Genomic DNA, 20792 nt, shown 5'->3' with positions numbered 1-20792 from the left:
AGGGCCCTCCTAGGTGGCGAAGAGGCCGTCGTTGAAGCCCCGCCCGGCCTGGTCGAAGACGAATGTGTTGGACGGGTCGTCGAGCCCCGGAGAGCCGAATACGCCGTCGTTGAAGCCCCTCGCCGAGTCGTTGAAGGTGAACACTCCGGTGGGCTGCACGGCGGCCTTCTCGCAGCCGAACGTTGTCGCCACGAAGCCGCCGCCGGACACCCGGTGCGCGATCTTTTCGATGAAGAAGTCGGTGTCAAGCCCGGTCTCGGCCTCGGTGAGATGGACCCGGTCGGACAGGTCCCGGCCGAACTGCTGCGCCATCCGCAAAGGGTTGCTGCTGTCGGAGAAAAGGATCTCCACGGTTGGCAGTCGCTCGGAGCGGGCGCCGACGATGATCTGGGCTATCGCCTCGGCGTCGGTCACACCTGCCCAGGGCGCCTCGTAGGGCAGCGACCTCTGTCCGTACTTGTCGCGGGAGGCGGTGTCCTCCTGCTGGACCTGAACGGTGCGGCGGACCGCGACCGGCTGGGCAGTGACCACGATGTTGGCAATGGCGATGGCGCTGCCCGGCGCCGTGATCTGCAGGGTGAGGGCCTGGCCGCTGGTCTGTAGCAGTGTGGAGGTCGCCGTGCCGGCCGTGACGATGTCGAAGGTGACGTTCGCGTCGATGACCGGTTCGTTGGTCTGGACGGTCAGTTGTAGCGTCTCGCCTGCGCCGATGTTGCGGAGGTCGGCGGACTCCCAGACCGTTTCGGGCTCTGGTGAGGGGTCGCGCTCGTCGACGGAGATCGCGACATGGTTGACGATGTCTTTCAGCCCGTGGTTGTAGGTGATGCCGGAGAACGCCGGCTCGTAGCCGTTGGCGCCGTCGGTGAGGGTCGCCTGCGATGTGGTGGAGCCGGCGTCGAGGATCCGGTGGTGGCGGTCCCGGAAGACGATGCGGCCGTCTTCGTCGGCGTGGACGATCGCCGCCGGTCCTTCGCTGTTGACCAGTTTGAGGATCGCATCCCAGGCATCAGTGCCCTCTTCCCACCACCAGCGGATGACGGTTGCGCCGACGTCCAGGTCGCGGAGGTCGGCGGGCCAGTCGGCGGCATCGAGGATGACGTTGATTGCTTCGCCGGTGCGGATGCCCGCATACAGCTGCGTTGAGACCTTGTTGTCCTTGAGCTTGGCGAGGGGGTCGAAGGCGACGCAGTCGACCTCGCGGACGTTCTTCTCGACCTTCACTTCGAAGTCATCGAGGTGGCCGCGGAACAGCGCGCGGGTAACGCCGTCGAGTTCAACGGTCGATAGGACTTCGCGGGCGGGCAGGAGGTCGTCGGCGAGGGGGGAGGCGGGGTTGTCGGGGCTGTAGTTGCGGGAGATGTTGTTGAGGGTGAAGGTGGCGCGGCCGGACGCTGGTGGTGAGAGGGCCCGTGCCTGGTCGCGGCCGAACTCGGTGGAGAATCCGCTCTTGGCCAGGACCTGGTCGGTGACGTCTTCGCCCGGTCCGGTGAAGTCGCCGTCGCCGTCCCAGTCGATGGCGAAGCGGAAATGGGCCTCACCGGGGACGTAGCCGGAGCCTGAGCCGGTCAGGGTCGCGGTCGCGGTGATTGAGCCGGCCCCGGTGGCGTGCTTGGTTCCGGCCCCCTGGAGGGCGCCTGTGGCGGTGATGGTGCCGCCGCCGGTGGCGTGCTTGGTGCCGTGGCCGGTGAGGACGCCGGTGGCGGTGATGGTGCCAGCGCCATGCGGCGGGCCGCCCTCCGATGGTGGGAGGGGGCGGCGGCGTCCGTAGTAGACGCGGGAGGGCCGCCGCCAGACGCCGCGCACTGGTCAGACGATCTCTTCGACGACGATCCGGCCGATCGGTCCTGTGATGGAGTCGGCGGGTGTGCCGACCTCTTCGAGGACGAGCCGGGTTCCGGCGTCGGCGACGATCTGTTCCTCCGGGGGCGGCTGGTAGAGCAGGCCGGCGCGCACGTTCCATACGAACCGTGCCAGCTCTGCCGTCGTGCCGCCGGTGAGCTTGGTGGTGTTGCCGGTCTCCAGGGTCGCACCGGATGCCGCGCCGCTGGCTAGCACGGGCTGAAGCGTCGGCGTGGCCCCGCCCGAACCAGAGGTCGGGGAGCCGGTGATGCGCTTGAGGACGAGCGGGATCATCTCTTCCTGCGCGTCGCCCAGCTCGGTGGTCTGGCCCAGCTCGAAGCACAGCAGTTTGACGGGCTTGCCCGTTCCGGCGAGGAGCTCGAAGTAGTCGAGCTGCGTGGTGTGCGCGCCGACGTTGATCGGGGCGGTGTAGCGGCGTCCCATCATCACCTCACGAGTAGGGCTCTGGTCTGGCGGCGCAGCGCCGGGACGGGTGGGGTGGACACGATCGGGCCGGGCTCGCCGGTGGCCGACAGGGCGATGTCAGAGAGGCATCCGGTCCAGGTAGCCGAGTTGAAGGAGCCGATCTCGACACGGTCGCAGGCCGTGCCGACACCGGCGGCCGTCGAGATCGACGCGGTGTCGGACGGCGTGAGGGATGCCGGATTGTCGTAGACGTTGATCACGAGGGTTGCGTTCGTCGCGACGAACTGGACACGGAACCCGACGCGGATCAACTTGCCGGTGGAGATCGCGGCCGTGGTGATCTCGGTGGCGTTGCCTGCGTCAGCCAGGACGAGCGTGCCGTCGTTGCCGTACCGCAGCCTCGCCGTCTGCGACCCGGACGCCACGAACCGGAAGACCCCCGTGGGCGTGCTGGGGTGCGCATGGGACCACAGGTAGAACCGGCCGTAGATTTGAGCGACCGATCCGACGCTGGCTGACGTCCACACCAGTTGCTGCGCGGCCGCCCCGGCGACGACCTGGTAGGCCATCCGGCCGCGGGCGTGCTCGGACTGGTAGGTGATCGTCGGCGTGCCGACGACCGCGTCCCAGGGGTCGCCGGACCCGGACTCGCCGGTGCCGACCGTGGCGCCCAGAACTCCCTGTTCGGCGGTGGCTACGAGCGGGAGGGCCATGTCAGGTCTGAGTGAAGCTCGTGGTGTCGTCCAGGATGTATATGCCCTGGCCGTTGAACGACTCGGGCAACGAGACCACCCCGCCACCGTAGAAGGTGCCGCCGCTGACCACCGACCACGCCCCGAAGTGGGTAACGTCCGAGCTCGCAGGGACGTCGAACGTCTCTGAACCGGCGAGGGTGATCACGCCGCCCGTGGCGGGGTCCCATGCGCCCAGCTGCCGGGCGTAGGCCGGGGATCCGCCCGCCAGCTCGTTGGCTCCTGTAGTCCCTGGGTCGCCGTCGTGGAGGCTGAGCCAGACGGCGACGGCGCCCCAGGCGTCCAGCATCACGTTCTTGCCTGCGGGGCTCAATCCCATGGGTATCCCTTTCAGCCTCGACCGGAGGGCTGCACCGGCAGGCGCCCTTGGCGGCGCAGGCTTTCCAAGCCCTTGGCCAGCCAGTTCTCCGCCTCGATGCGCGACCCGATCACGCCGTGGTTCTCCATCTGGAGCACCACCGTCAAGTTGCCGGCCCCACGGCCTCCACCAGCGCCAGCGCCGCCGCCGGCAACCGCGGCAGACGCGCGGATGGTGGGCCTCACCATCGCCTCCCCAACCCGCCCGGCGTTGACGGCCTCGACCAGGCCAGGATGCTCGGCAGCGCGACGCCGGTTGATGACGTACTCGCCCGCCGTCGCCCGGACCAGGGTCCGGTCATGTCCGGGCCGGCCGGACACCCAGCCGCCGGCCCCATAGCCCGCGATGCCCATGCCGCCGGGGTCCCCGGCGATCTCCAGGGTCTTGGCCTCGACGATGAACGGCCCGCCGGAGGAGTCAACGAACCGGCGGCCAAGCCTGCGTTCGTGCTCGGTGACCGGGCCGCCCTTGGCCTTGCCAGCACCCTTCGGCCAACGCCACTCGTAGCCGCGGGAGGAGCGGACCTCACGGACGCGGGCACCGGTGTACGGGGCCTCGATGATGTAGCCCGGTTTGTCGGAGGCGAGGACGACGTGGTTCATGTGCGGAAACCCGAGCGCACCGGGCCGGCGCCCGGTTGGCGTGGAGTTGGGGTACTGGCTGTAGGTCACCCCGCCGATCGACACGCGCCGCCCGCGCCACCAGGCGTACTCGGTCAAGCCCGAGCAATCGAAGCCCACGGTCCCGGCGCCGCGGCCGATGCCGCGGCTCGGGCCACCCGGTCCGCCACCACCCCAGGAGTAGGGCACGCCGATCTGAGAGCGGGCCGCGGCAACCACGCCGCCGCCGGACATCATCTTCTTGTAGGCGGCGGCGAACACCTTGGCAATGGAGGCGATCATCCCGGCGACGCCGACGTTGATCGGCTCGACCACGTCTCCGACCACACGGGGCGTGGACCGGCGGTCATTGGAGAGCGACACCTTGCCGCCGCGGGCGTAGCCCTGGAGCTGGCCTGCACGGGCCATGGCGCGGAGCCGGTACATCGCGGCGTGACCGCCGACGGCGTCCACTTCCTCCGGCGTCCATACGTGCTCATCGACGCGCAGCATCGCCGGGACGGAGTCACGGGCCCGGGTCGCGCCGGGGACGGAGGCGTAGATGGGGCCGCCGTGGTAGCGGCCCGCCCACTGTTGCTGCTGCTTGGCGTGCCAGGACCCCTGAGCGGTGACGCTGACGTGCGCATCCCGGTTCTTGATCTTGTTCAGTTCGCGCCACAACGCCTCAGCGCGGTCGCGGCCGATCTTCATCGCCGCCGCCGCCCGCAGGAACGCCTCCCGGCTGGTGTTGGTCACCCCGGCCGCATGGCCCGTGCTGCGAGCCAGCGCATCCACCTGCGCCCGCGCCGCCCGGTTGTTGCCCGCCAGCGCGTACAGCACCGGCAACGCATCCCGGATCTTGGTGTTGAACACGCCTTGTGCCGTCGCAGCACCATGCGTACGGGCCGCCTTGGTCCGCTCCTCGTTGGCGGCGGCGCGGACCCGGTCGATGTAGCCCGTGACCGCGGTCGTCCCCGAAGTGGTGGCCCCGGTAAGCCTGACGTAGGCCCGCCACAGCGCCTCAGCCGACGCCTTGCTGCCGAGCATCGCGCTGGCCTGCGTGATGAACGCCTGCTTGGAGATGTTGGTCTGGTTGATGTTGAACCCGGTCACCCGGGCGAGGGCGTCGACCTGCGCGCGGGCTTCACGGTTGCCGCCTGCCAGCGCGTAGAGAACTGGCAGGTACTGGTTGACGGCGGCATTGGCCCGGTTGGTGTCGCCCGTGAGCTGGAATGTCGAGGTGTGGAGCTGCTGCAGGGTGGTGAGCTGCTGAGCGAAGGCGTTCCGCAACTGCAAGCTGGCGGCCGAGGACCCGTCCATGCTGCCCTTGGCCTTGGACATCTGCTCGGCCAGCGTCCGGAAGCCCTCCTTGAGCTGGGTGGTGGCCTGGTAGGCAGCGATGCTCGGGGTGAACTGGGCCTCGAACGCGGCCTGCAGCGCCTTGAGCCGGTCGGTGAGGGTGAGTGCCTTGTTGCCGGCGTCCTGGAGGGCGAACGCCATCTGCTTCATCGGCTGGTTCGCCAGCTCGACCGCGGCCCGGTACCGGTCGAGTTTCGCCGCGGCCTGGTTGGTGATCTTCCCGGTGCCGTCCAGCGCCGTCGACAGGTCCACGCCCGCGGCGTCGGCCATGCGGCGGGCCTGGTCGGCGGTCACGCCGTACCGGATGCCGAGGATGTTCGCGGCCCGGTTGATCGTCTGGATCTTGGCGTCGGTCGCCTCGATCTCTTCCTTCAGCCGCTTCTGGGCATCGCGCATCCGCTCCGCGGACTGCCGCGCCCCGTCGGTGCCCTCTTTGGAGGACTGCGCGGTCTTGACCGACTTGCGCTGTGCCTCGTCCGCGGCGCGGACCGCGTTGACGTACCGGGTCTGGAGTTCGTTGCGCAGCGACTGGTAGCCCTGCAAGTTGTTGCCGGTCGCCCGGTGCTGGATCTTGAGACCTTCGATCAGTTTGTCGGTCTCGGTCTTGGCGTTCGCCACGTGGATCGCGAACAGCACCAGCGCGGCGCCGGCGGCGACGTACAGCGCCGGGCCCGCTGCCATGACGCCGTGCAGGATCTTGGCGGAGCGGGATGCGCCGGCGTTCGCGGCTGAGAATGCGCGCATCCGGTCCCGGGTGCCGCCCACCATGTTCGCCACCCCAAGCAGCGGCGCCCGCAGGAGCAGTGCAGACACGGCGAACTGCGCCAGCATCGGGTTGAGGTTGGCGACCGCGTTGATCGCCGACAGGGTGCCGTGGGTGAGCTGCAGCAGCCCGATGCCGAGCGGCTCGATGTCCTGCAGCAGGTCCAGGGCGGTGTCCCCGGCGGTGACGAGCGTTCCGCCCAGGACGTCCAGCGCCCGAGGCGCCTCCCGCCCAGCCCAGGCGAGGAACTCCCCGCCGACCCGGTCGCTGACGAACTCGTTGATCCTGTTGATGAAGGTCTGGATGGAGCCGGATGTACCACCGACCAGGGTCGCGATCTGCGGCAGCAGCCCCCGCGCCGTGGAGATCATGGAGTTGAACGCTCCGAGCGCCTGCGGCTCATAGCTCTTGGCGAGGGCTCTGTACTCCTGTGTGAGGGCGCGGACCTGGATCGCCGACACCCGCTCCTCGGCCGACAGCTTCGACCAGTTCTCGGCCAGGTCCTCTTGCGCGGACACCACCCGGTAGACCGCGGGCGCGGCGACCGTGGCGAATGCACCGAACGCGACCGCGGCGGACACCGCTGCCGCACCAGCAGATCCTGCGAGGGTGATGAGGGAGACCAGGGTGCCCCGCTGTGCGGTCAGGCCGCGGGTGGCCTGCTCGGTGGAGCGGCGGTTCCGGTTCTGCGACTGGGTGTTGCGATCGTTCTCCTCGGTGCTGCGGCGGGTCTCGTCGGAGTTGCGGCGGGTCTCCTCGGACTGTTGCCGTGACTCCTCGGACTGCTGCCGCTGCGTCTCCATCAGGCGGCGCAGCTCGCGCTCCAGCCGGTCGGCGCCGCCGCGCTGCTGCTCGAAGGAGACGCGGGCCCGGTTGGCGTTGCGTTCTGCCTCGTCGCCGAACCGGTTGACGGCGCGTTCGGCGGCGCGCATCGCGGCGATGAAGGCGGTGACGTCCGCGCGGAGCCGGACGGAGACGGTGCGGTCTGCCATGGGCGCGGGTCACCCCCTTCACCAGGTGCGGTGGACGCGCCACCTCAGCGTGTGGAAGTGCGGAACCTCCGCATAGTCCTTCTGGCCGAGCCTCAGGGCGTCACAGCCGTTACACCGGACGGGGGGCTCGGTCTTGTAGCCACCGAACGCGTCCGGGTGGGTCGTCTCGGAGAGAGGCTGCCCACAGCCGGTGCAGGTGTCGGCCTCGACGTCGAGGAGGGCGATGGCCTCGGCTCGGGACTCCACGTCCCATTCCGGCTCGGTGATGGTCTCCGAGCGGAGCAGCCGCCCGTCCTCTCCGTAGGTGTAGGTCGTTACCCGGCGAGGCTCCCAGCCGAGGAGCCGCCGCCTGCTGATACCCCAGGCGCGGGCCGCTTCGACTTCGGCGCGGTACTCGCCAGAACCGCGGAGGCCGCGGCGGATTTTGGGATGTCGACCCGTTCCCGATTGAGCTGCGCAGGGCACAGGAACAGGTCCATCTGCTGCCCATCGGTGAGGACGTCACACAGGTCCGCGACCTGCTCGACCGTCATCGGCGGGTCGATGCAGCACTTGGAGATCAGCGTGTGCGGGAACGTGTGCATGTTCACCCCGTACAAGGCGTCCATCTGGTCGTCCTTGCGCGGCGGATGCTCGGCGACCAGGTCCCGGTACTCCCGGCTCGGGAGAGCGCGGAACGCGAACGGGTGCGTGTGCTCCCTCATCTCCCGTTCGATCTGCTGAATCTCCTCGGCGACCTTGCGGGCCTTCCCGCCGTCCGCCAGCGACGAGCCCTGCCTGTCCGCCTCCTGCGCGTCCTGGAGTTCGCGTTCCAGGTCCTCGTGGCGACGCTGCAGGTCGCCGCGCAGGCAGAGCGGCACGCTGCCCTCCGGCAGCTTGGCGCTCTTGAGGATGTCCTCGAAAGTGGCCATGGTGCGTTGCCCCCGCTCCCCGGCTCAGGCCGCGACGACGGCGCGAGTGTCGGGCGCCGTGTGGTTGAACAGCTTGATCATGAACGTCTGCGGCGTGTTCAGCTCCGGCGGCTGGTCCCGCTGCGTACCGCACCGGACCGGGTACACCTCGACGCGGTCGTCGGCGGCAAACGTGGTCTCGTGCGCCTTGTCCCGTCGGACGATCAGGTAGCCGAGCTGGCCGGCGACGAGGGTGTTGTAGCCGACGTCCTCGGCCGGGACCTCCTTGCGCTTCACGGTCAGCTCGATCTGGTACTTGGTGGTGCCCGCGTCCTCGGTCTCGCTGCGGCTCGCGAGGGCGGTGTTGTCCACGGCCTCCTGCTCGGCCTCGATCTGCAGCCCTTCCTTGGTGATGAACTCCTGGAGGGCGGTGCCGCCGTTGCATTCGGAGGCGGTGGGCGCGGAGATGGACGCGACGGACAGCGCGAAGATCACGGCGACGTTGCCGTCACCGAGCAGGTCGGCTCCAGCCATGCGGGATCACTACTCCTTGGGGTCGGCCGCACGGCTGCGGCTCTTGCGGGCGGACTCGGTCGTGGTGCTGCTCGGGGACCCCTGGTCGGCCGGGGTCTCCGCCGAGGTGGACGCCGGCTCGGCGGGGAGAGCGGGCTCCTTGGCGGGGATGGGCTCCCAGTCGGGCCAGTGCGGCAGGGCGGTCTCGGCGATGTCGGTGACGACCGAGTGGTCGTCCTTGCGGCGGCAGCGGACGAAGCCGACGGCCATGGCGGGGCTCCTTCTTCAGATCCGGATCGCGGCGATGGTCAGCGACGTCGTGCCGGAGTAGGTGATGGACGCCAGGCCCGTGGAGGCGCGGAAGGTGTCGTCGATCGGCCCGATCATCCGTTCGCCGGCGTTGGGGACTGCGATCTCCAGGTCGTCGACGGCGAGGCCGTTGTAGGTGCCAGGGGTGACGATCGTGACGGTCTGCGGCGACGAATGGCCGTTCTTGACGTGCAGGAACGTGCGGGGTCCGGTGCGGACGGTGTCGCCGCCGCCGCTGGCGGTGACGTAGGTGGGGTTGAGGCCGGTGCCCGCGCGGGTCACGGCCTGGACGTTGAGCTGGGCCAACGGACTCTCCTCCGATGTGTGGGCATGGCTGAGAGCCCGCGGGTGGGCGGGCTCGCGTGAGACGGGGTCAGGTGGATTGGGTGCGCCAGCGGATCTGCAGCACGGCGTAGTGCTCGGGGGGCACGACGGTGTCGTCGCGGGTCGCGGGCCGGTCCACCAGGAGCTCGCCGCGGTAGGACGACCTGCCCGCGATAGCGAGCCGCTGACCCACGAGGGCGACCTTCACCATGTCGGCGAGCGCCTCGGCGCCTTCCTGGGTGGCGCCCACGCAGGTGGCCTGCACCGTGTAGTCGAGGTACTCATACGGCTCCGCCACGTTCCCGTCGGGCGTGCCGGGGGTGGGGAACAGGACGGCGTAGGGGATGTGCTGGGAGTTCTGGTCCTGGCCCTGATAGCCCGCGCCGGGTGGCTTCTCGCCGCGGCCGACCGCGACGTCCGCGACCTGGAGGGCGGCGACCACGGCGTCGGTGTGGGGCCGAGCCGGAGCGACCGGAATCACAGGATGTCCCCGGCGGCCCGCGCCATCGCGGTCACGGCCTGCGGTACGTGCCGTTCGAACGCCGGGATCATGTAGGGCTGTGGCGCGGTGCCCGGGTGCCAGACTCGCTCGCGGAAGTGGTGGGTGCCGTTGGCGACCCAGTGGAGTCTCGGGCCGCCCGGGCGGCGGCGGATCTCATGCGGCAGGGTCCCGAACTCGACGTGCCCTCCGTACGAGGCCGTGGGGCCAGCCTCGAACCCGAGCCGATCAGGGTCGATGTCGACGCCGATGGTGGCGCGCAGGTGGCCGGTGTCGACCGGCGCCCCGACCTGTCCGGAGCGGACGACGTCGTGGCCGATCCTCTCGGTGATGTCCTTGACCTTCTCCTCCACGCGGGGCCCCGCGTCGCCGAGGTCGTCTGCAAGGCGCCGTACCTCCCGGACATCCATCGTGATCCTCACGTGGTGTCCTCCTGCAACTCCTGGGTGAACAGCACGCGCTGCCACTGCTCGGACGAGTAGGACACGTCGATCACCCGCGTCGTGAGCCCCACGAGCCCCGCGTCCTGGGCGGCGGTGATGCGGACCTGGTCGCCGAGGCGGATCGTGGCGGCGTCGTAGGTGATGGTGACCTCGTAGCGGCGCGGCGTGACCTGCCGTTCTCCGCTGGTGCGGTGGCGGCCCTCGTCGGTCGCGCGGGGCACGACCCTGCACGGCCCCGTGTAGATGGTGGTGGCCTCGCTGGGGTCCCAGATGCCGGTCGGCCCGGTGATGCCCTGACCGGTGGCGCGGGCGATGACGCAGGTTGCGGTCATCGCGCTGGTGGCCGTCGGCCGGTGATGGCTGGACCAGTCCGGAGGGATGACGTGCGTGCCGGGGAAGGGCATTACCAGTCCACCGCCTCGGCGCCCTCGGCTGTCCAGCGGCGCTGGAACGGCGGGACCATGTCGACGATGTCGAAGATCCCGCCGCCGTCGGGGTCGTTCTCCTCGTCGTCGTCAGCCTGGCCGCGCAGTGCCGCAGCTTGGGCGCGCAGCTCGGCCGCGAGCTTGGCAGCGTCGGTGGACAGGTCCTGGGTGCGGATGACCTTGCCCACCAGAGCCTCGGACGCGGCGATGGCCTCCAGCGCGCTCGCGGCGGCGCGCTTGATGCGGGGGGTGCCGGCGCCGCGGGCCATGCTCAGGAACGCGGCGATCTGCTCGTCGGTGAGCAGCAGATCGGGTTCGTTGGTGTCGGCGATCAGGAGGCGCACACGACCCGCGTCGGTGGTGTAGTCGATGGGCATTGCGCCTCCTCTCGCGTGGTCAGGTGTCGATGAGCCCGGCGTCCCGGAGGCTGTCCAGGAGCGCGTTGAGCTTGGTCTTCAGCTCGTTGATCAGGTCGGCCTCGGGCTGTCCGTAGGTCGCGTCCGCGTTGGCCGTGGCGACGTCGGCGACGGCCGCGCCCTGGGTGAAGCCGCCGACGTCGCCGAGCTGGGCGGCGGGCACGTGGCCGCTGGAGTCGAGGGTGGCCAGCCCGTTCGGCTGGCCCTTCGCGGTGCTGGCCATCAGGTGGCCTCCTTTTTCGGGGCTCGCTTGCGGGTGGTCTGGGCCCCTGTCTTGGCCGGGGAGGTGCGGGCCGGGCGCCGCGCCGCAGTGGCGCCCGGCCCTTCGCCGCCCCCGGAGGGCTCTGGGGGCGGCGCCTCCCCGCCGCCTGCGGGGGCGGAGGCGGCAGGCTCACGCAGCTCCACCGACCCGTCCGGCCGCTCGGCCGGAGCCAGTGCGGGGAGACGGTCACGGATCTCGCCGAGGGTGTCGAGGATCGCCGCCAGGTAGGAGTCCGTCGGTGTTCTCGGCGTGCGGAGCTGCCTGTCGGTCATGGTCAGGAGCCAGAGCCGTTCGAGGCCGCGGCCATGCGGTAGTCCATGAGCGTGCCGCCCAGGATGTGCCGCACCTTGTGCCGGATCGCGTCGGTCTCGAAGTCGCCGTCCTCCACCGGCACGGACCCGCCGCCGACCCGCAGCGAGTCGGGGGCCTTGACGAACACCTGCGGCTGCTCGTAGCCGCGCAGGAAACCGATCTCCATCGCCGGACGCCCGGCCATGGTGTTGGCGATCAGGTACCAGGCGGTGTTGCCGGAGGTGGTGTCGACGATCGGCAGCCACGGGTTCACCACAACGCTCACCTTGTTCCGCAGCCAGTTGGCGGTACGGAGCTGGTTGTTGCCGGTGCCGTCGCCGCCGCCGGACGCGGCGAGCACCTCCGTGGCATTGATGATGTTGTTCGCCACGACCTCCAGCGCCGGCGGCACGACCAGGTTCACCGACTGGATGAAGATCGGGTTGCCGTCGCGGTCGCGCTGCTGCCCCATCTGGGTCATGCCGTCCTGCAGTCCGTCGACCGACAGGACGGGGTTGCCGGTGACGATGTTGCCGTGGCCGACGGAGAAGAACGTGGAGTTCGGGCCGGTGGACTGGGCGAACAGTTCGGTGACGAACTTGTCCTCCGTCATCCTGGAGGCGCGGCCCAGGGTGATGGGCAGTTCGCGGAACATGTCGAGGTCGTCGTTGACCCGCATCTCGAAGGTGTGGTCGAGACGCCGGCCGCGCTTGGAGACCCGGTACTCGTACTCGCCGGGCACGACGTCGGCCTCGGGGTACTCGCCGCGCTCGGGGACCTCGCCCAGCACGGCGGCGCCGCCGTCGAGGGTGTAGCGCTTCACCGTGCGGAAGTCCCTGACCGTGCCGCGGCGGGTGTACCGGGCCCACTCCGACGGCCAGTCCTGGTAGGAGCCCAGCACCTGCCGGTCGAGGATGTCGGCGAACAGGATGCTGAAGTCCGAGGTGGTCATGGCCTCCTCGAAGTCGAGCATCGCGCGGCGGTTGCCGTGGACGGCGCGCTCGTACAGGCGCCCCGCCTCGACCAGGTCCCGCTGGTAGTTCGGGTTGACCTGCTGCCGTTCGGAGAGCTTGCGGATAGCGTGGCCGGCACCTTCGCGCAGCCAGGACGGGGTGGCCTTCGCGGCGGGGCGGGTGCCCTCGTCGGCCAGGACGTCGAGGTTCGACATTGCTGGTTCCTTCCTGGCCTCAGTAGCCGATCTTCACGCGGATGGTGGTCGTCGCCCCCGAGGAGACGGCCTCCAGCGCGTAGCCGAAGCGGACGCCGTTGGTGGAGTCGGCGTTCAGCTTGTGGGGGGTGGCGGCGGCGTCGTAGTAGACGATCGCGCCGACGGCGATGGCCGCGTTGGTGGTGGTCTCACCCTTGACGGGCAGGTCGAACACGCCGTCGGTCTGGATGGTGGCCATGCCGTCGTCGGCGTCCTCGGTGGTGAGGGCGACGCCGGGGAGCTGGCCGATGACGACGGGGTCGCCGGACATGACGAGGCCGCCGTCGCCGGTGCCGGTGACGCCGGAGACGTTGGCCTCGAACTGGGTGCCGTGCTCGTACACGCGGTTGGTCGCCATGTCAGCGTCCCTTCGCGGCCGCGCTAGCGGCCGACTCGGTCATGCCCAGGGAGGCGAAGACCTCGCCGAGCTCCTTCTCGGTGTCGACTTGGGGCTCGGCCGAGCCACCGAGGCCGCGGACCTGGCCCATGCCGGACTCCTCGGCGAACGCGGTCAGGTAGTCGCGCTGCTCCTGGATCGCGGCCTTGATGTTCTTCACCAGCGCGGCCTCGTCGAGGGCGCCGTCCTCGTTGAGGGGGACGTTGGGGCCGGTGACGGAGGCGATGACCTTGGCGTGGGCGACCTTGGGGAGCGTGGACTCCTTGAGGCTCTCGATCGCCTTGTCGCGAGCGGCGTCGTTGGCGCGGAGACGGAGGTTCTCCCGCTTGCTCTCGGCGAGGTCGCGCTTGGCCTCCTCCAGCTCGCGGGACTGGTCGCCGAGCTTGGCGATCTCCAGCTCGGCCTCGGCCAGGCGCTGCTTGGTCTCGGCGAGTTCGGTCCGCAGGGTCGCGGCCTCGCTCACGTCGGTCGGGGCGCCGCCGCTCGGCGACGTGCCCGTGGGGTCTCCCATTGGAGCTCCATTCGTGTTGGGCAGTGCCGGCGGCGCCGGCGTGATGGTCTCCGCCACAGGGGCGGACGTGGGGGTGCCCGGCTGGTAGGGCACGTCGACCTGGGATCGGGCCCATTCGAGTGCCTTGAAGTCGGGGGGCAGGGTGATGCGCTCGTCGCGGATGGCGGGAGCGTCTTCGGACAGCGCCATCTCGTGGCGTGCGGCTTCGAGGACCTCGACGATCTGGCCGCCCCGCCCTGCTCGGGTCACGAAGTCGACCGAGATGCCCTCGGTGAGCTCGGTGATGATGATGCCCTCGCGTCCCTCGGCCTCGCCGTGCTCGGCGATCCCGGCCGCGCGGATGGACACGCCGATGTGCTCGGCCATGTCGGTGAGGAGCTGCTGGTAGGGGCCGAACACGCGGGCCTCCGCGTGCAGGGCCCCATGTTCGTAGGTGGCGGGGGTGGTGAGCACAGCGGCGAGGTCACGGACGGAACGTTCGGGGCGTTCGACGCCTTCGCTGGCGGTGGGGTGGTCGAGGTACATGTGGGTGCCCGACGGCCAGATCTGATCGTCGGCGGCCTTGCGGAGGACGGCTTCGTTGTAGTGCCCGCTGCTGCCCCATCCGGGGGAGATCAGCTTGATCCGCATCCGTTCGCCGGTCCGCTGCTGCCCGCGGGTGGCCTCGACGAGCGGGATGGACTCGGCGAGGGTCTCCTTCACCGTGCTGCCGGAGCCCCGGCTGTTGGGGTACTTGGCCTCGTCGAGGGTGGGCATGGTGTGCGTCCTCCATCCCGGGCGGGCCGGTGGTCAGGCAGCGTTGCGCTGCTGGTTGCGGTTCACGCGGGAGATCCAGCGGAGGAGTTCAGGCGAGGGGCGGAACCACTCCCCAGTGGCGCGGACCTCACGGAAGCGGTCATGTATCTCGCTCTCGGTACGCCGATCTCCCCAGTGCGTAGCCAGCAATTCCAGCGGGCCGTGTTCGCGCTGGAGGGTGAGCTTGCGTTCATGGAGACGAGCGCTAAATCCGATCTTGATAAGGCCGTCGCCTCGGCGGAGGTAGTAGACGACCGATGGGCCGTCCGGATCCCATCGGCGTTCTTGGCGCTCCTGTTCCGCACGGCTGCGCTCGTGCTCTTGGAACTCTCTGAGTCCGGCCCTGGCCGCCGCCCGGATCGCGGGGACATCTCCACGACCGCCGCTGCTTGCGCTTCGAACGGCATCAGCTATGGCCTTGAGGTGCTGCGCACATACCCACATGCGCGCGAATTCCGCGTCCGCCCACCGGCTGCACCTGGGGCCGCGCCGCCCGCCGTAGCCGATGGTGAACCAGTCGCATTGGTGTGCCTCGCGCATGCGGGCATGGCCTCTCGTGCTGGGGAACGGGTGCCCGGCCTGGCCTGCCACCCGTTCCCCAACGGGACAGGTCAGGCCGGGAGATCAGGGCATGCAAAAGGGCCGCACACCAGGACGGCCCTTCACGCCAGTTGAACTGTCAGATCTTCTTCCGGTGACGACGGCGATCTGCCAGCGCTCGGCACTTGCGGCAGTCGCGGCCAAGGCCATCGGGACGCTGGTAGGTGTTGTCGGCATCGAATGGGTGCCCCAACGAGCACTGCTGCTTCCTGGCGTTCTGGCTGGCGATGGAGTCGCTCCGCAGGTTGTTCACTCGCGGAGTAACTGCCTCCAGGTGAGCCGGATTGACGCAGGCGCGATTGCGGCAGAGGTGGTCCACCTCGAAGCCATCCGGTATCGACCCGACCGCCATGCGGTATGACACGCGATGCGCGTAGGTGACCCGGCTGCCGTCCCAGAACTTGCCGTAGCCGTCTCTGTCTATGAAGGCTTTCCATACCCAGCAAGGGCCCAGGGTGGGGTCAAGCGCTGGGATTGGCCCATCTTGGTTGATCTTGGCGTGGAAGCGTTCGTCAAGACTGGGTGCGGTGTAGTTCGGATCACCCGTCTTGCGCCACTTGCCGTAGTGCTGCGTGCACCAGCCCCGTCCGGCATGGGGCTTGTCGCAGCCATCAATGGAACATGTACGCTCGGTCACGTCGGTCCCCTCCAGCGGGATCGGCCACGCCCCGGGGGTGCTACCAACACCCGCCGGGGTCCTCCTATTTTAGCGGCTGACCAGGTCTTTTATGGGAGTTACGTTCCAGCTCGGACGCCATCCCGGGTTGTCCCTGAGCTGCGCGAAGTCCTCCCACGCGACCGCGCCACGGTCGAACAGTTCGAGTCGCGCCGCCCCCATGATCCGAAGCTGCGTTGCACGGGGCAGCGCCCAGAAAGCGGCCTCCGCGTTCGGGATGTCGTCTTCCGGTTCGTCGAGGTCAATCCCGAGATCGCGCCATGACATCGCTCGGGGGGCGCGGCTGCATCGGCAGTTAACGTGGCCTTGGGGACCGGGCTCTGTGAGCGGGTGGTCGGTTCCGTGGCGACTCCAGCAGGCGATGCACGTGCGGTCCGAGAGTTCTGCCAGCCAGGTCCAGCCTGCGAGAACATCGCGGCTGGCGTCTTGAATGGCTGCTGCTGCTTCCCGGTAGGCGCTGATCGTCTCGGTCCTCGCAATCGTGCTGGCCCTGGTCAGACCACCATTGAAGGCACCCTCCACCTGCTTCACCATCCGCCGGGCCGAGTCGCGAGGGTTCCGCCCGACCTGCACGCCCCGCACCAGTTCCCGCCGCATCGCCGCGTCCGCGTCCCGAGAGAGCGGCCGGGTGAGCGAGATGATGCGCTGCTGGGCGCGGGTGTTGATGGCGTCGATGGCCCGCTGGTGGAACCCGCCCGGCCGCGGGGTCATGGTGGCGCGGCCGGGCGGGAGCTGCGAGTCGATGATGGCCGCCTGGTCGGCGGCGGCCCTCTCGGTGGCTGCGCTGGCGGCGCGGGTGGCCTCGGTGGCGGTGAGTTCGGCGAGGGTGTCCAGGGCTGCGGCAGCGTCGCCTAGGGCTTGCTGGAGGGCGGGGTCGGTCTCGATGGTGCGGCGGCCCGGCCAGTCCTCGCGTCCTGCGAGGAGGGCGTCCAGGGCGGTGGTGAAGGGGGCTGTGAGGGCGTCCCAGGCTCGGACCCAGGCGGCGGTGAGGGTGCGGATGACAGCGTCTACGGCGCGGCCTGCGGCGGTGATGGCGGCGCGGGCGAGGCCGAGGGTCTTCGAGGTGAACGCCATCAGGATCCTCGGGCGTCGCCAGCGTTCTGGTCGTCGTCCGGCGATTGCTCGTCGCCGCCGGTCACCGGCGCCGGATCCTCACCCCGCCGGAACCGGTCCACGGCCACCTGCCCCGCCGTCACACCCGGCGGCACAAACGCCCCGTCCGGCCCCGTCAAATCCTTGAGGATCTCGTCCACGTCCTGCACCCCAAGGGCCTGCAGCAGGAGGCGGGCCACCACGAGGGGCGGCAGGTAGGTGGTCTGGTCCGCCTTGAAGATCGCCTCGATGAGCTGCAGCGGATCGATCTCGTGGACATCCGGCCACACGATGTCAACGGTGGCCTCGGCCCTGCCCCGCAGCTTGAGCTGCTCACGCGCCCCCGTCTGCGTGATCGTGCCGCGCAGCGCACCCTGCGGAGCCCGCACGGAGGAGGCGATGACGTGCCGCAGGATCGCGGTCTTGGCCTCCTTCCACACCGCCCGGCGGTTCTCCGCCATCATCTCCGTCGGCGTATCCAGCGTCTCCGCCGTCGCCCTCGCGCCCGTCACGCCCGGGTCGCCGAGGAGCATCGTCACCGGGACGTCCATTGCGGTCGCCGCCATCGCGGCCAGCGGCCGGCCCGACTCGGAGTCGATCGTGGCGCCGGTTTTGGGGAGCGCTTCGAGCATCATGTCCGGCGGCAGGACCGCGGTCGCGCCGGCGTAGTTGCTCTCCCCTGACGCGGACCGGGACGCCGCCTCGGCGAGCCTGGTCCGGGCCTGTGCCTGCTTGGAGCCCTTGCTGGTGAGCTTCCAGGCGTACCGCGACAGGGCCTTGATGAGCCGAGCCCAGTCCGTCAAAAAATCTTTGTACGCGTGGGCCCAGTCCACGGCCGCGTACGCGTCGCCGACCCCGAAGGCCCAGCCGTCCAGGGCGTTGACCTTGATGTGCACCATCGGCGCGTCCCAGCGCACCTCGACAGGCGCACCGGTGTGACGGTCGCGGACGTTCCGGGGCCGCGTGGTGGGCCGGTAGCCGAGGGCGGGGAAGTACACGACGCGTGGCCGCTGAATGATGCCGCCGCCGGGCGCCTGCTCCTCAATCCAGGTCTGGTGCCGGTAGAACCAGGGGTCCGACTTGTCCTCGGGGTTGGCGATCACGTCGGTGATCTCGTCCCACGGAACCTTGCGGATCTGCACGCGGCCGGTGGTCGGGTTGGTGAACAGCGCGACGAACAGGTTGCCGTCGGTGCCCAGCGACAGTTCGTTCTGCTGGCGGGCGGTAGCGCCGAAGAACGCCCGCTGGTTGCCCTCGTCGTCGAGGAACTCCTGCACCACCTGGTTGACCTTGGGGTCGCGGGCGGTGATCTCCACGCCCTTGCCCCACACATACGCCTGCCGCAGCGACAGTCCGCGCTTGATGAGCGGGGACTTGATCGCCATGACGCGGCATACCGCCGTGATCTGCCGGAGCCCTTCCCTGCTGAACTCCTGGGCGGCGGAGGCGGTGAGCTCCTGCCAACCAGGCTCGTACATGCGGGCTTCGAGGTCGCTGATCGACTCCTGCAAGAAGTCGACGGTGCGCCGCTCGGCGGACAGCGCCTCGGCGAGGTCGGCGCGGCCGGTGGCCCGGTACCAGGTCTCCTGGAGGCGATCCATCACGCGCACGATCCGGGCCTCCGTTCCTCAGTAGGGCGAGATGCTGAAGTGTTCGAGGCTGGCGTCGAGGTCCTCGTCCTGCACGACGATGCCGCCGGTGAGGATCGGGTTGAGCAGCAGCCGGTTCAGCGCCTGCGACGTGGCGTCCACCTGGTCATCGTGGGCGCCGTTGGGGAAGCTGGCGTGCTCGTCGATGTAGCCGCCGACCCAGGGCGCGAACTCGGGGGCGGGTAGGTGGACGGCGGCGGCCTCGACGAATGGGGACACCGCGGAGGCTCGGGCTTCTTTGGACCCGTCGGGCTCGACGGGGATGAGGCCGTGCACGGTGCGGCTTAGCGCGTTGATGACGGCGGTGCCGTTGGCCTTGTCCTCGACGTACTTCGCGGTCGCCTGCGGCCAGCGCGCCGACAGGGTCCGCACTGCCTTGAGCGTCTCCACAAAGCTGAGCCGTTCGCAGATCTGGTCGAGGAGGTACACCTCCAGGCCCCAGCGCCCCCATACCTGCCCGACCACGTAGTCGGAGCTGCTGGTGTCCTTGAAGGCCATGTCCCAGGACTGGACGACTTCGTCCGCGCCGGGCGCCCAGCGGGTGCCGTCCGCCTGCTCGATCCAGCGGGGGGTGTCGTACCAGCGCCACCAGTCCCGATGGAAGATGCCGCCCTCGGCGGGGGCCGGCCGCCCCTGGTAGAGCGCGTTCCAGGTGCGAGACCCCGACCGGGTCTTGATCGCCTCCCACTGCGCGGCGGTACGGCCCCGCGCCGACAGCATGAACTCGCCCGGCTCGCGGCCGAGCGGGTCGGTCTCGCCCTGCTCAGGCCGGTGGTCGGCTTGGGCGGGGATGTTCACCACGCGCCACAGGTGCCCGTCCTCGGCGGCGAGGAGTTTGCCGATGAGGTCTTCTTCGTGCCAGCGGGTGGCGATGACGACGACGGGGGCTCCGGGGGCGAGGCGGGTGGAGCCGACCTCCAGCCACCAGTCCCAGACGCGCTCCCGGTAGGTCGGGGAGTCGGCCTGCTCGCGGTCCTTGATCGGGTCATCGACGACGAGGAGGTCGACTGGGCGGCCGGTGAGGCCACCGCCGATGCCGACGGAGTAGACGCCGCCCTCGTGGCCGGCGAGTTGCCATTCGTGCTGGGCGGACAGGTCGTCGCGGACGCGGAGGCCGAGGGTGGGGCCGTGGGCGTTGATGTCGTCGCGGATGACGCGGCCCCAGCGGCGGGCGACACCGTGCTCGTAGGAGCAGATGGCGATGCGGGTGTCGGGATTCTGCGCGAGGACCCAGGTCGGGAACCTTCGAGAGGTCCGCTGGCTCTTCCCTTCCTGAGGACTCATGGAGATGAGGAGCCGGCCGTCGGGGGTGCCGTGGAGGCGGACGAGCTCGTCGTCGATGAGGTCGAGGGCGGGGGTTTGGACGGTGCGGGGGTCGAGGGTCTGGGCGAGTTCCCCGGGGGTTTGCCAGCGGCGGGTGGTACCGGTGGCGTAGTGGCGGAGCATGGCTTGAAGGACGCCCTGCTGTACGAAATCGAGGGTGGTCACCGGCCACCTCCCCCGGGTACGCGAAAGGCCCGCGAGCTGATGCTCAAGCGGGCCTGTTCGTGGCGATGCGTCACCACATTGATCGCAGGATGTCACAAATACTGGTCAGCGTACAAGCGGGGCGGGCGCGTCTTGCGAGGCCGACCCCGCTTCGCACCGTGCGTCTCGGCTTCAACTTGCTGTGCGTCGCCCAGGCGGATTAGGGGCCGGCCGTTGTCGGTGTGGTCGGCGGGGGTGAGTTTGCCGCGGCGTATCCACTGGTCGATGGCGCGGTAGGAGACGGCGCCGTCGAAGAAGGTGGCGAGCTCGCTGACGGTGAGGAGGACGTCTTGGTTCATGCCCCCGGCGTTCATGAGACAAGAGTAGCTTTCCGTCTCACGTCTCACGCCGGGGTGGGCGCTCCGCCACGGGGCAGCGGAGCGCCCACACGAGATCAGCGCCGCTCAGCCAGGTAGACGTGCACGACGACGGACTCCTCGTCGACCGTCACCAGGTACTTGCCGAACGCCTCCTCGTCGTCGATCCCCTGCTCGACGATCCGCGCCTGGTATGCCTTGCCCCAGGTGCGGATCTCGATCGGCTTGATCGTCTCCCCCGGGGGAATGCGCCCCTCCACGTGGATCGCCCACGCCTCCGCGAAGTCGTGCAGGTTGCCGGTCTCCAGGAGCTCGGGGGCGGCGAGGCCCTGCCAGACGTAGAGGCGGGGCCCGTCGGCGAGGCGGGGGCAGAGGCTGGTGTGCCTGGTGAGGATGACGTTGTCGAGGGTCTCGGTCGCGCCGGGCGGGCAGTGGCAGGCGGGGGTGTGGGTGGTGGTGGTCATGGGTCTCCTTGTCGGTTGGTGGTGCGGGGGCGGCGGGACGCTTGGCGTCCTGCCCCGGGCTCGTACGTGGCGGGCCGGACGAGCCCCGGGCGGGATG

At 69.8% G+C, this 20792-nt stretch carries 26 protein-coding genes; all 26 read right to left on the bottom strand.

From position 1 onward, the window contains the following. Positions 1-9: 9 nt before the first annotated feature. Positions 10-1803, bottom strand: coding sequence for a hypothetical protein (locus tag ACFPZN_RS04345; RefSeq protein ID WP_378280349.1), 1794 nt, complete (start codon positions 1801-1803; stop codon positions 10-12). Positions 1804-1806: 3 nt separating this feature from the next. Next, entirely contained in the window at positions 1807-2289 is a 483-nt protein-coding gene (locus ACFPZN_RS04340) for a hypothetical protein (protein ID WP_378280347.1), read from the bottom strand. After that, a complete protein-coding gene (locus tag ACFPZN_RS04335; RefSeq protein WP_378280345.1) occupies positions 2286-2978 on the bottom strand; it encodes a hypothetical protein in 693 nt (230 codons plus the stop codon). Before ACFPZN_RS04335 ends, ACFPZN_RS04340 begins: the two co-directional genes overlap by 4 nt. A gap of 1 nt (position 2979) precedes the next feature. After that, positions 2980-3336: a phage tail fiber protein gene (locus ACFPZN_RS04330; RefSeq protein ID WP_378280343.1), complete on the bottom strand. Its 357-nt coding sequence runs from the start codon at positions 3334-3336 to the stop codon at positions 2980-2982. Positions 3337-3347: 11 nt separating this feature from the next. Further along, positions 3348-7088, bottom strand: coding sequence for a hypothetical protein (locus tag ACFPZN_RS04325; protein ID WP_378280341.1), 3741 nt, complete (start codon positions 7086-7088; stop codon positions 3348-3350). Between the two features lie 18 nt (positions 7089-7106). Continuing rightward, entirely contained in the window at positions 7107-7334 is a 228-nt protein-coding gene (locus ACFPZN_RS04320) for a hypothetical protein (RefSeq protein WP_378280340.1), read from the bottom strand. Between the two features lie 68 nt (positions 7335-7402). After that, entirely contained in the window at positions 7403-7999 is a 597-nt protein-coding gene (locus ACFPZN_RS04315) for a hypothetical protein (protein ID WP_378280338.1), read from the bottom strand. A 24-nt stretch (positions 8000-8023) separates the two neighbouring features. After that, positions 8024-8512, bottom strand: coding sequence for a phage tail tube protein (locus tag ACFPZN_RS04310; protein WP_378280336.1), 489 nt, complete (start codon positions 8510-8512; stop codon positions 8024-8026). A 9-nt stretch (positions 8513-8521) separates the two neighbouring features. Continuing rightward, positions 8522-8761 carry a hypothetical protein gene (locus ACFPZN_RS04305; RefSeq protein WP_378280334.1) on the bottom strand — a complete coding sequence of 80 codons (240 nt, stop codon included), beginning with the start codon at positions 8759-8761 and terminating at the stop codon, positions 8522-8524. 15 nt (positions 8762-8776) lie between these two features. Beyond that, a complete protein-coding gene (locus ACFPZN_RS04300; protein ID WP_378280332.1) occupies positions 8777-9106 on the bottom strand; it encodes a hypothetical protein in 330 nt (109 codons plus the stop codon). 67 nt (positions 9107-9173) lie between these two features. Then, complete coding sequence (locus tag ACFPZN_RS04295) at positions 9174-9605, bottom strand: hypothetical protein (protein WP_378280330.1); 432 nt, start codon at positions 9603-9605, stop codon at positions 9174-9176. Continuing rightward, positions 9602-10045 carry an HK97 gp10 family phage protein gene (locus ACFPZN_RS04290; RefSeq protein WP_378280328.1) on the bottom strand — a complete coding sequence of 148 codons (444 nt, stop codon included), beginning with the start codon at positions 10043-10045 and terminating at the stop codon, positions 9602-9604. Before ACFPZN_RS04290 ends, ACFPZN_RS04295 begins: the two co-directional genes overlap by 4 nt. After that, the gene (locus ACFPZN_RS04285; RefSeq protein WP_378280326.1) at positions 10042-10470 is read right to left on the bottom strand and encodes a DUF6093 family protein; all 429 of its coding nucleotides are present in this window, start codon (positions 10468-10470) and stop codon (positions 10042-10044) included. Before ACFPZN_RS04285 ends, ACFPZN_RS04290 begins: the two co-directional genes overlap by 4 nt. Continuing rightward, positions 10470-10868 (bottom strand): hypothetical protein, encoded by a 399-nt coding sequence (locus tag ACFPZN_RS04280; protein WP_378280324.1) that lies wholly within the window; start codon positions 10866-10868, stop codon positions 10470-10472. Before ACFPZN_RS04280 ends, ACFPZN_RS04285 begins: the two co-directional genes overlap by 1 nt. Positions 10869-10887: 19 nt before the next feature. Continuing rightward, positions 10888-11130, bottom strand: a complete 243-nt coding sequence (locus tag ACFPZN_RS04275) for a hypothetical protein (protein ID WP_378280323.1) — start codon at positions 11128-11130, stop codon at positions 10888-10890. Beyond that, entirely contained in the window at positions 11130-11441 is a 312-nt protein-coding gene (locus tag ACFPZN_RS04270) for a hypothetical protein (RefSeq protein ID WP_378280322.1), read from the bottom strand. The genes ACFPZN_RS04275 and ACFPZN_RS04270 overlap by 1 nt, the downstream gene beginning before the upstream one ends. A 2-nt stretch (positions 11442-11443) precedes the next feature. Beyond that, positions 11444-12628 (bottom strand): phage major capsid protein, encoded by a 1185-nt coding sequence (locus ACFPZN_RS04265; protein WP_378280320.1) that lies wholly within the window; start codon positions 12626-12628, stop codon positions 11444-11446. Between the two features lie 19 nt (positions 12629-12647). Beyond that, positions 12648-13025, bottom strand: coding sequence for a capsid cement protein (locus ACFPZN_RS04260; RefSeq protein ID WP_378280318.1), 378 nt, complete (start codon positions 13023-13025; stop codon positions 12648-12650). Between the two features lies 1 nt (position 13026). After that, entirely contained in the window at positions 13027-14331 is a 1305-nt protein-coding gene (locus tag ACFPZN_RS04255; RefSeq protein WP_378280317.1) for a hypothetical protein, read from the bottom strand. 33 nt (positions 14332-14364) lie between these two features. After that, complete coding sequence (locus tag ACFPZN_RS04250) at positions 14365-14910, bottom strand: GIY-YIG nuclease family protein (RefSeq protein WP_378280315.1); 546 nt, start codon at positions 14908-14910, stop codon at positions 14365-14367. Between the two features lie 139 nt (positions 14911-15049). Then, complete coding sequence (locus tag ACFPZN_RS04245) at positions 15050-15607, bottom strand: HNH endonuclease signature motif containing protein (RefSeq protein WP_378280314.1); 558 nt, start codon at positions 15605-15607, stop codon at positions 15050-15052. A 69-nt stretch (positions 15608-15676) separates the two neighbouring features. Continuing rightward, positions 15677-16720: a phage minor head protein gene (locus tag ACFPZN_RS04240; protein ID WP_378280312.1), complete on the bottom strand. Its 1044-nt coding sequence runs from the start codon at positions 16718-16720 to the stop codon at positions 15677-15679. Next, complete coding sequence (locus ACFPZN_RS04235; RefSeq protein WP_378280311.1) at positions 16720-18339, bottom strand: hypothetical protein; 1620 nt, start codon at positions 18337-18339, stop codon at positions 16720-16722. Before ACFPZN_RS04235 ends, ACFPZN_RS04240 begins: the two co-directional genes overlap by 1 nt. 27 nt (positions 18340-18366) lie before the next feature. Further along, complete coding sequence (terL, locus tag ACFPZN_RS04230) at positions 18367-19875, bottom strand: phage terminase large subunit (RefSeq protein WP_378280309.1); 1509 nt, start codon at positions 19873-19875, stop codon at positions 18367-18369. 92 nt (positions 19876-19967) lie between these two features. After that, positions 19968-20228 carry a hypothetical protein gene (locus ACFPZN_RS04225; RefSeq protein ID WP_378280307.1) on the bottom strand — a complete coding sequence of 87 codons (261 nt, stop codon included), beginning with the start codon at positions 20226-20228 and terminating at the stop codon, positions 19968-19970. Positions 20229-20308: 80 nt separating this feature from the next. After that, positions 20309-20695 carry a hypothetical protein gene (locus ACFPZN_RS04220; protein WP_378280305.1) on the bottom strand — a complete coding sequence of 129 codons (387 nt, stop codon included), beginning with the start codon at positions 20693-20695 and terminating at the stop codon, positions 20309-20311. Positions 20696-20792: the final 97 nt, after the last annotated feature.

This window comes from Actinomadura rugatobispora (assembly GCF_042656285.1).
Taxonomy (GTDB): domain Bacteria; phylum Actinomycetota; class Actinomycetes; order Streptosporangiales; family Streptosporangiaceae; genus Spirillospora; species Spirillospora rugatobispora.
This window is presented reverse-complemented; position numbering and strand designations above follow the sequence as displayed.

What these genes read in the sequence shown, in the direction of transcription:
- ACFPZN_RS04335 (WP_378280345.1), bottom strand. Translation starts at nt 2,978, where the DNA reads ATGGCCCTCCCGCTCGTAGCCACCGCCGAACAGGGAGTTCTGGGCGCC.
- ACFPZN_RS04330 (WP_378280343.1), bottom strand. Translation starts at nt 3,336, where the DNA reads ATGGGATTGAGCCCCGCAGGCAAGAACGTGATGCTGGACGCCTGGGGC.
- ACFPZN_RS04325 (WP_378280341.1), bottom strand. Translation starts at nt 7,088, where the DNA reads ATGGCAGACCGCACCGTCTCCGTCCGGCTCCGCGCGGACGTCACCGCC.
- ACFPZN_RS04315 (WP_378280338.1), bottom strand. Translation starts at nt 7,999, where the DNA reads ATGGCCACTTTCGAGGACATCCTCAAGAGCGCCAAGCTGCCGGAGGGC.
- ACFPZN_RS04310 (WP_378280336.1), bottom strand. Translation starts at nt 8,512, where the DNA reads ATGGCTGGAGCCGACCTGCTCGGTGACGGCAACGTCGCCGTGATCTTC.
- ACFPZN_RS04305 (WP_378280334.1), bottom strand. Translation starts at nt 8,761, where the DNA reads ATGGCCGTCGGCTTCGTCCGCTGCCGCCGCAAGGACGACCACTCGGTC.
- ACFPZN_RS04285 (WP_378280326.1), bottom strand. Translation starts at nt 10,470, where the DNA reads ATGCCCTTCCCCGGCACGCACGTCATCCCTCCGGACTGGTCCAGCCAT.
- ACFPZN_RS04280 (WP_378280324.1), bottom strand. Translation starts at nt 10,868, where the DNA reads ATGCCCATCGACTACACCACCGACGCGGGTCGTGTGCGCCTCCTGATC.
- ACFPZN_RS04275 (WP_378280323.1), bottom strand. Translation starts at nt 11,130, where the DNA reads ATGGCCAGCACCGCGAAGGGCCAGCCGAACGGGCTGGCCACCCTCGAC.
- ACFPZN_RS04270 (WP_378280322.1), bottom strand. Translation starts at nt 11,441, where the DNA reads ATGACCGACAGGCAGCTCCGCACGCCGAGAACACCGACGGACTCCTAC.
- ACFPZN_RS04265 (WP_378280320.1), bottom strand. Translation starts at nt 12,628, where the DNA reads ATGTCGAACCTCGACGTCCTGGCCGACGAGGGCACCCGCCCCGCCGCG.
- ACFPZN_RS04260 (WP_378280318.1), bottom strand. Translation starts at nt 13,025, where the DNA reads ATGGCGACCAACCGCGTGTACGAGCACGGCACCCAGTTCGAGGCCAAC.
- ACFPZN_RS04255 (WP_378280317.1), bottom strand. Translation starts at nt 14,331, where the DNA reads ATGCCCACCCTCGACGAGGCCAAGTACCCCAACAGCCGGGGCTCCGGC.
- ACFPZN_RS04250 (WP_378280315.1), bottom strand. Translation starts at nt 14,910, where the DNA reads ATGCGCGAGGCACACCAATGCGACTGGTTCACCATCGGCTACGGCGGG.
- ACFPZN_RS04240 (WP_378280312.1), bottom strand. Translation starts at nt 16,720, where the DNA reads ATGGCGTTCACCTCGAAGACCCTCGGCCTCGCCCGCGCCGCCATCACC.
- ACFPZN_RS04235 (WP_378280311.1), bottom strand. Translation starts at nt 18,339, where the DNA reads ATGGATCGCCTCCAGGAGACCTGGTACCGGGCCACCGGCCGCGCCGAC.
- ACFPZN_RS04225 (WP_378280307.1), bottom strand. Translation starts at nt 20,228, where the DNA reads ATGAACGCCGGGGGCATGAACCAAGACGTCCTCCTCACCGTCAGCGAG.
- ACFPZN_RS04220 (WP_378280305.1), bottom strand. Translation starts at nt 20,695, where the DNA reads ATGACCACCACCACCCACACCCCCGCCTGCCACTGCCCGCCCGGCGCG.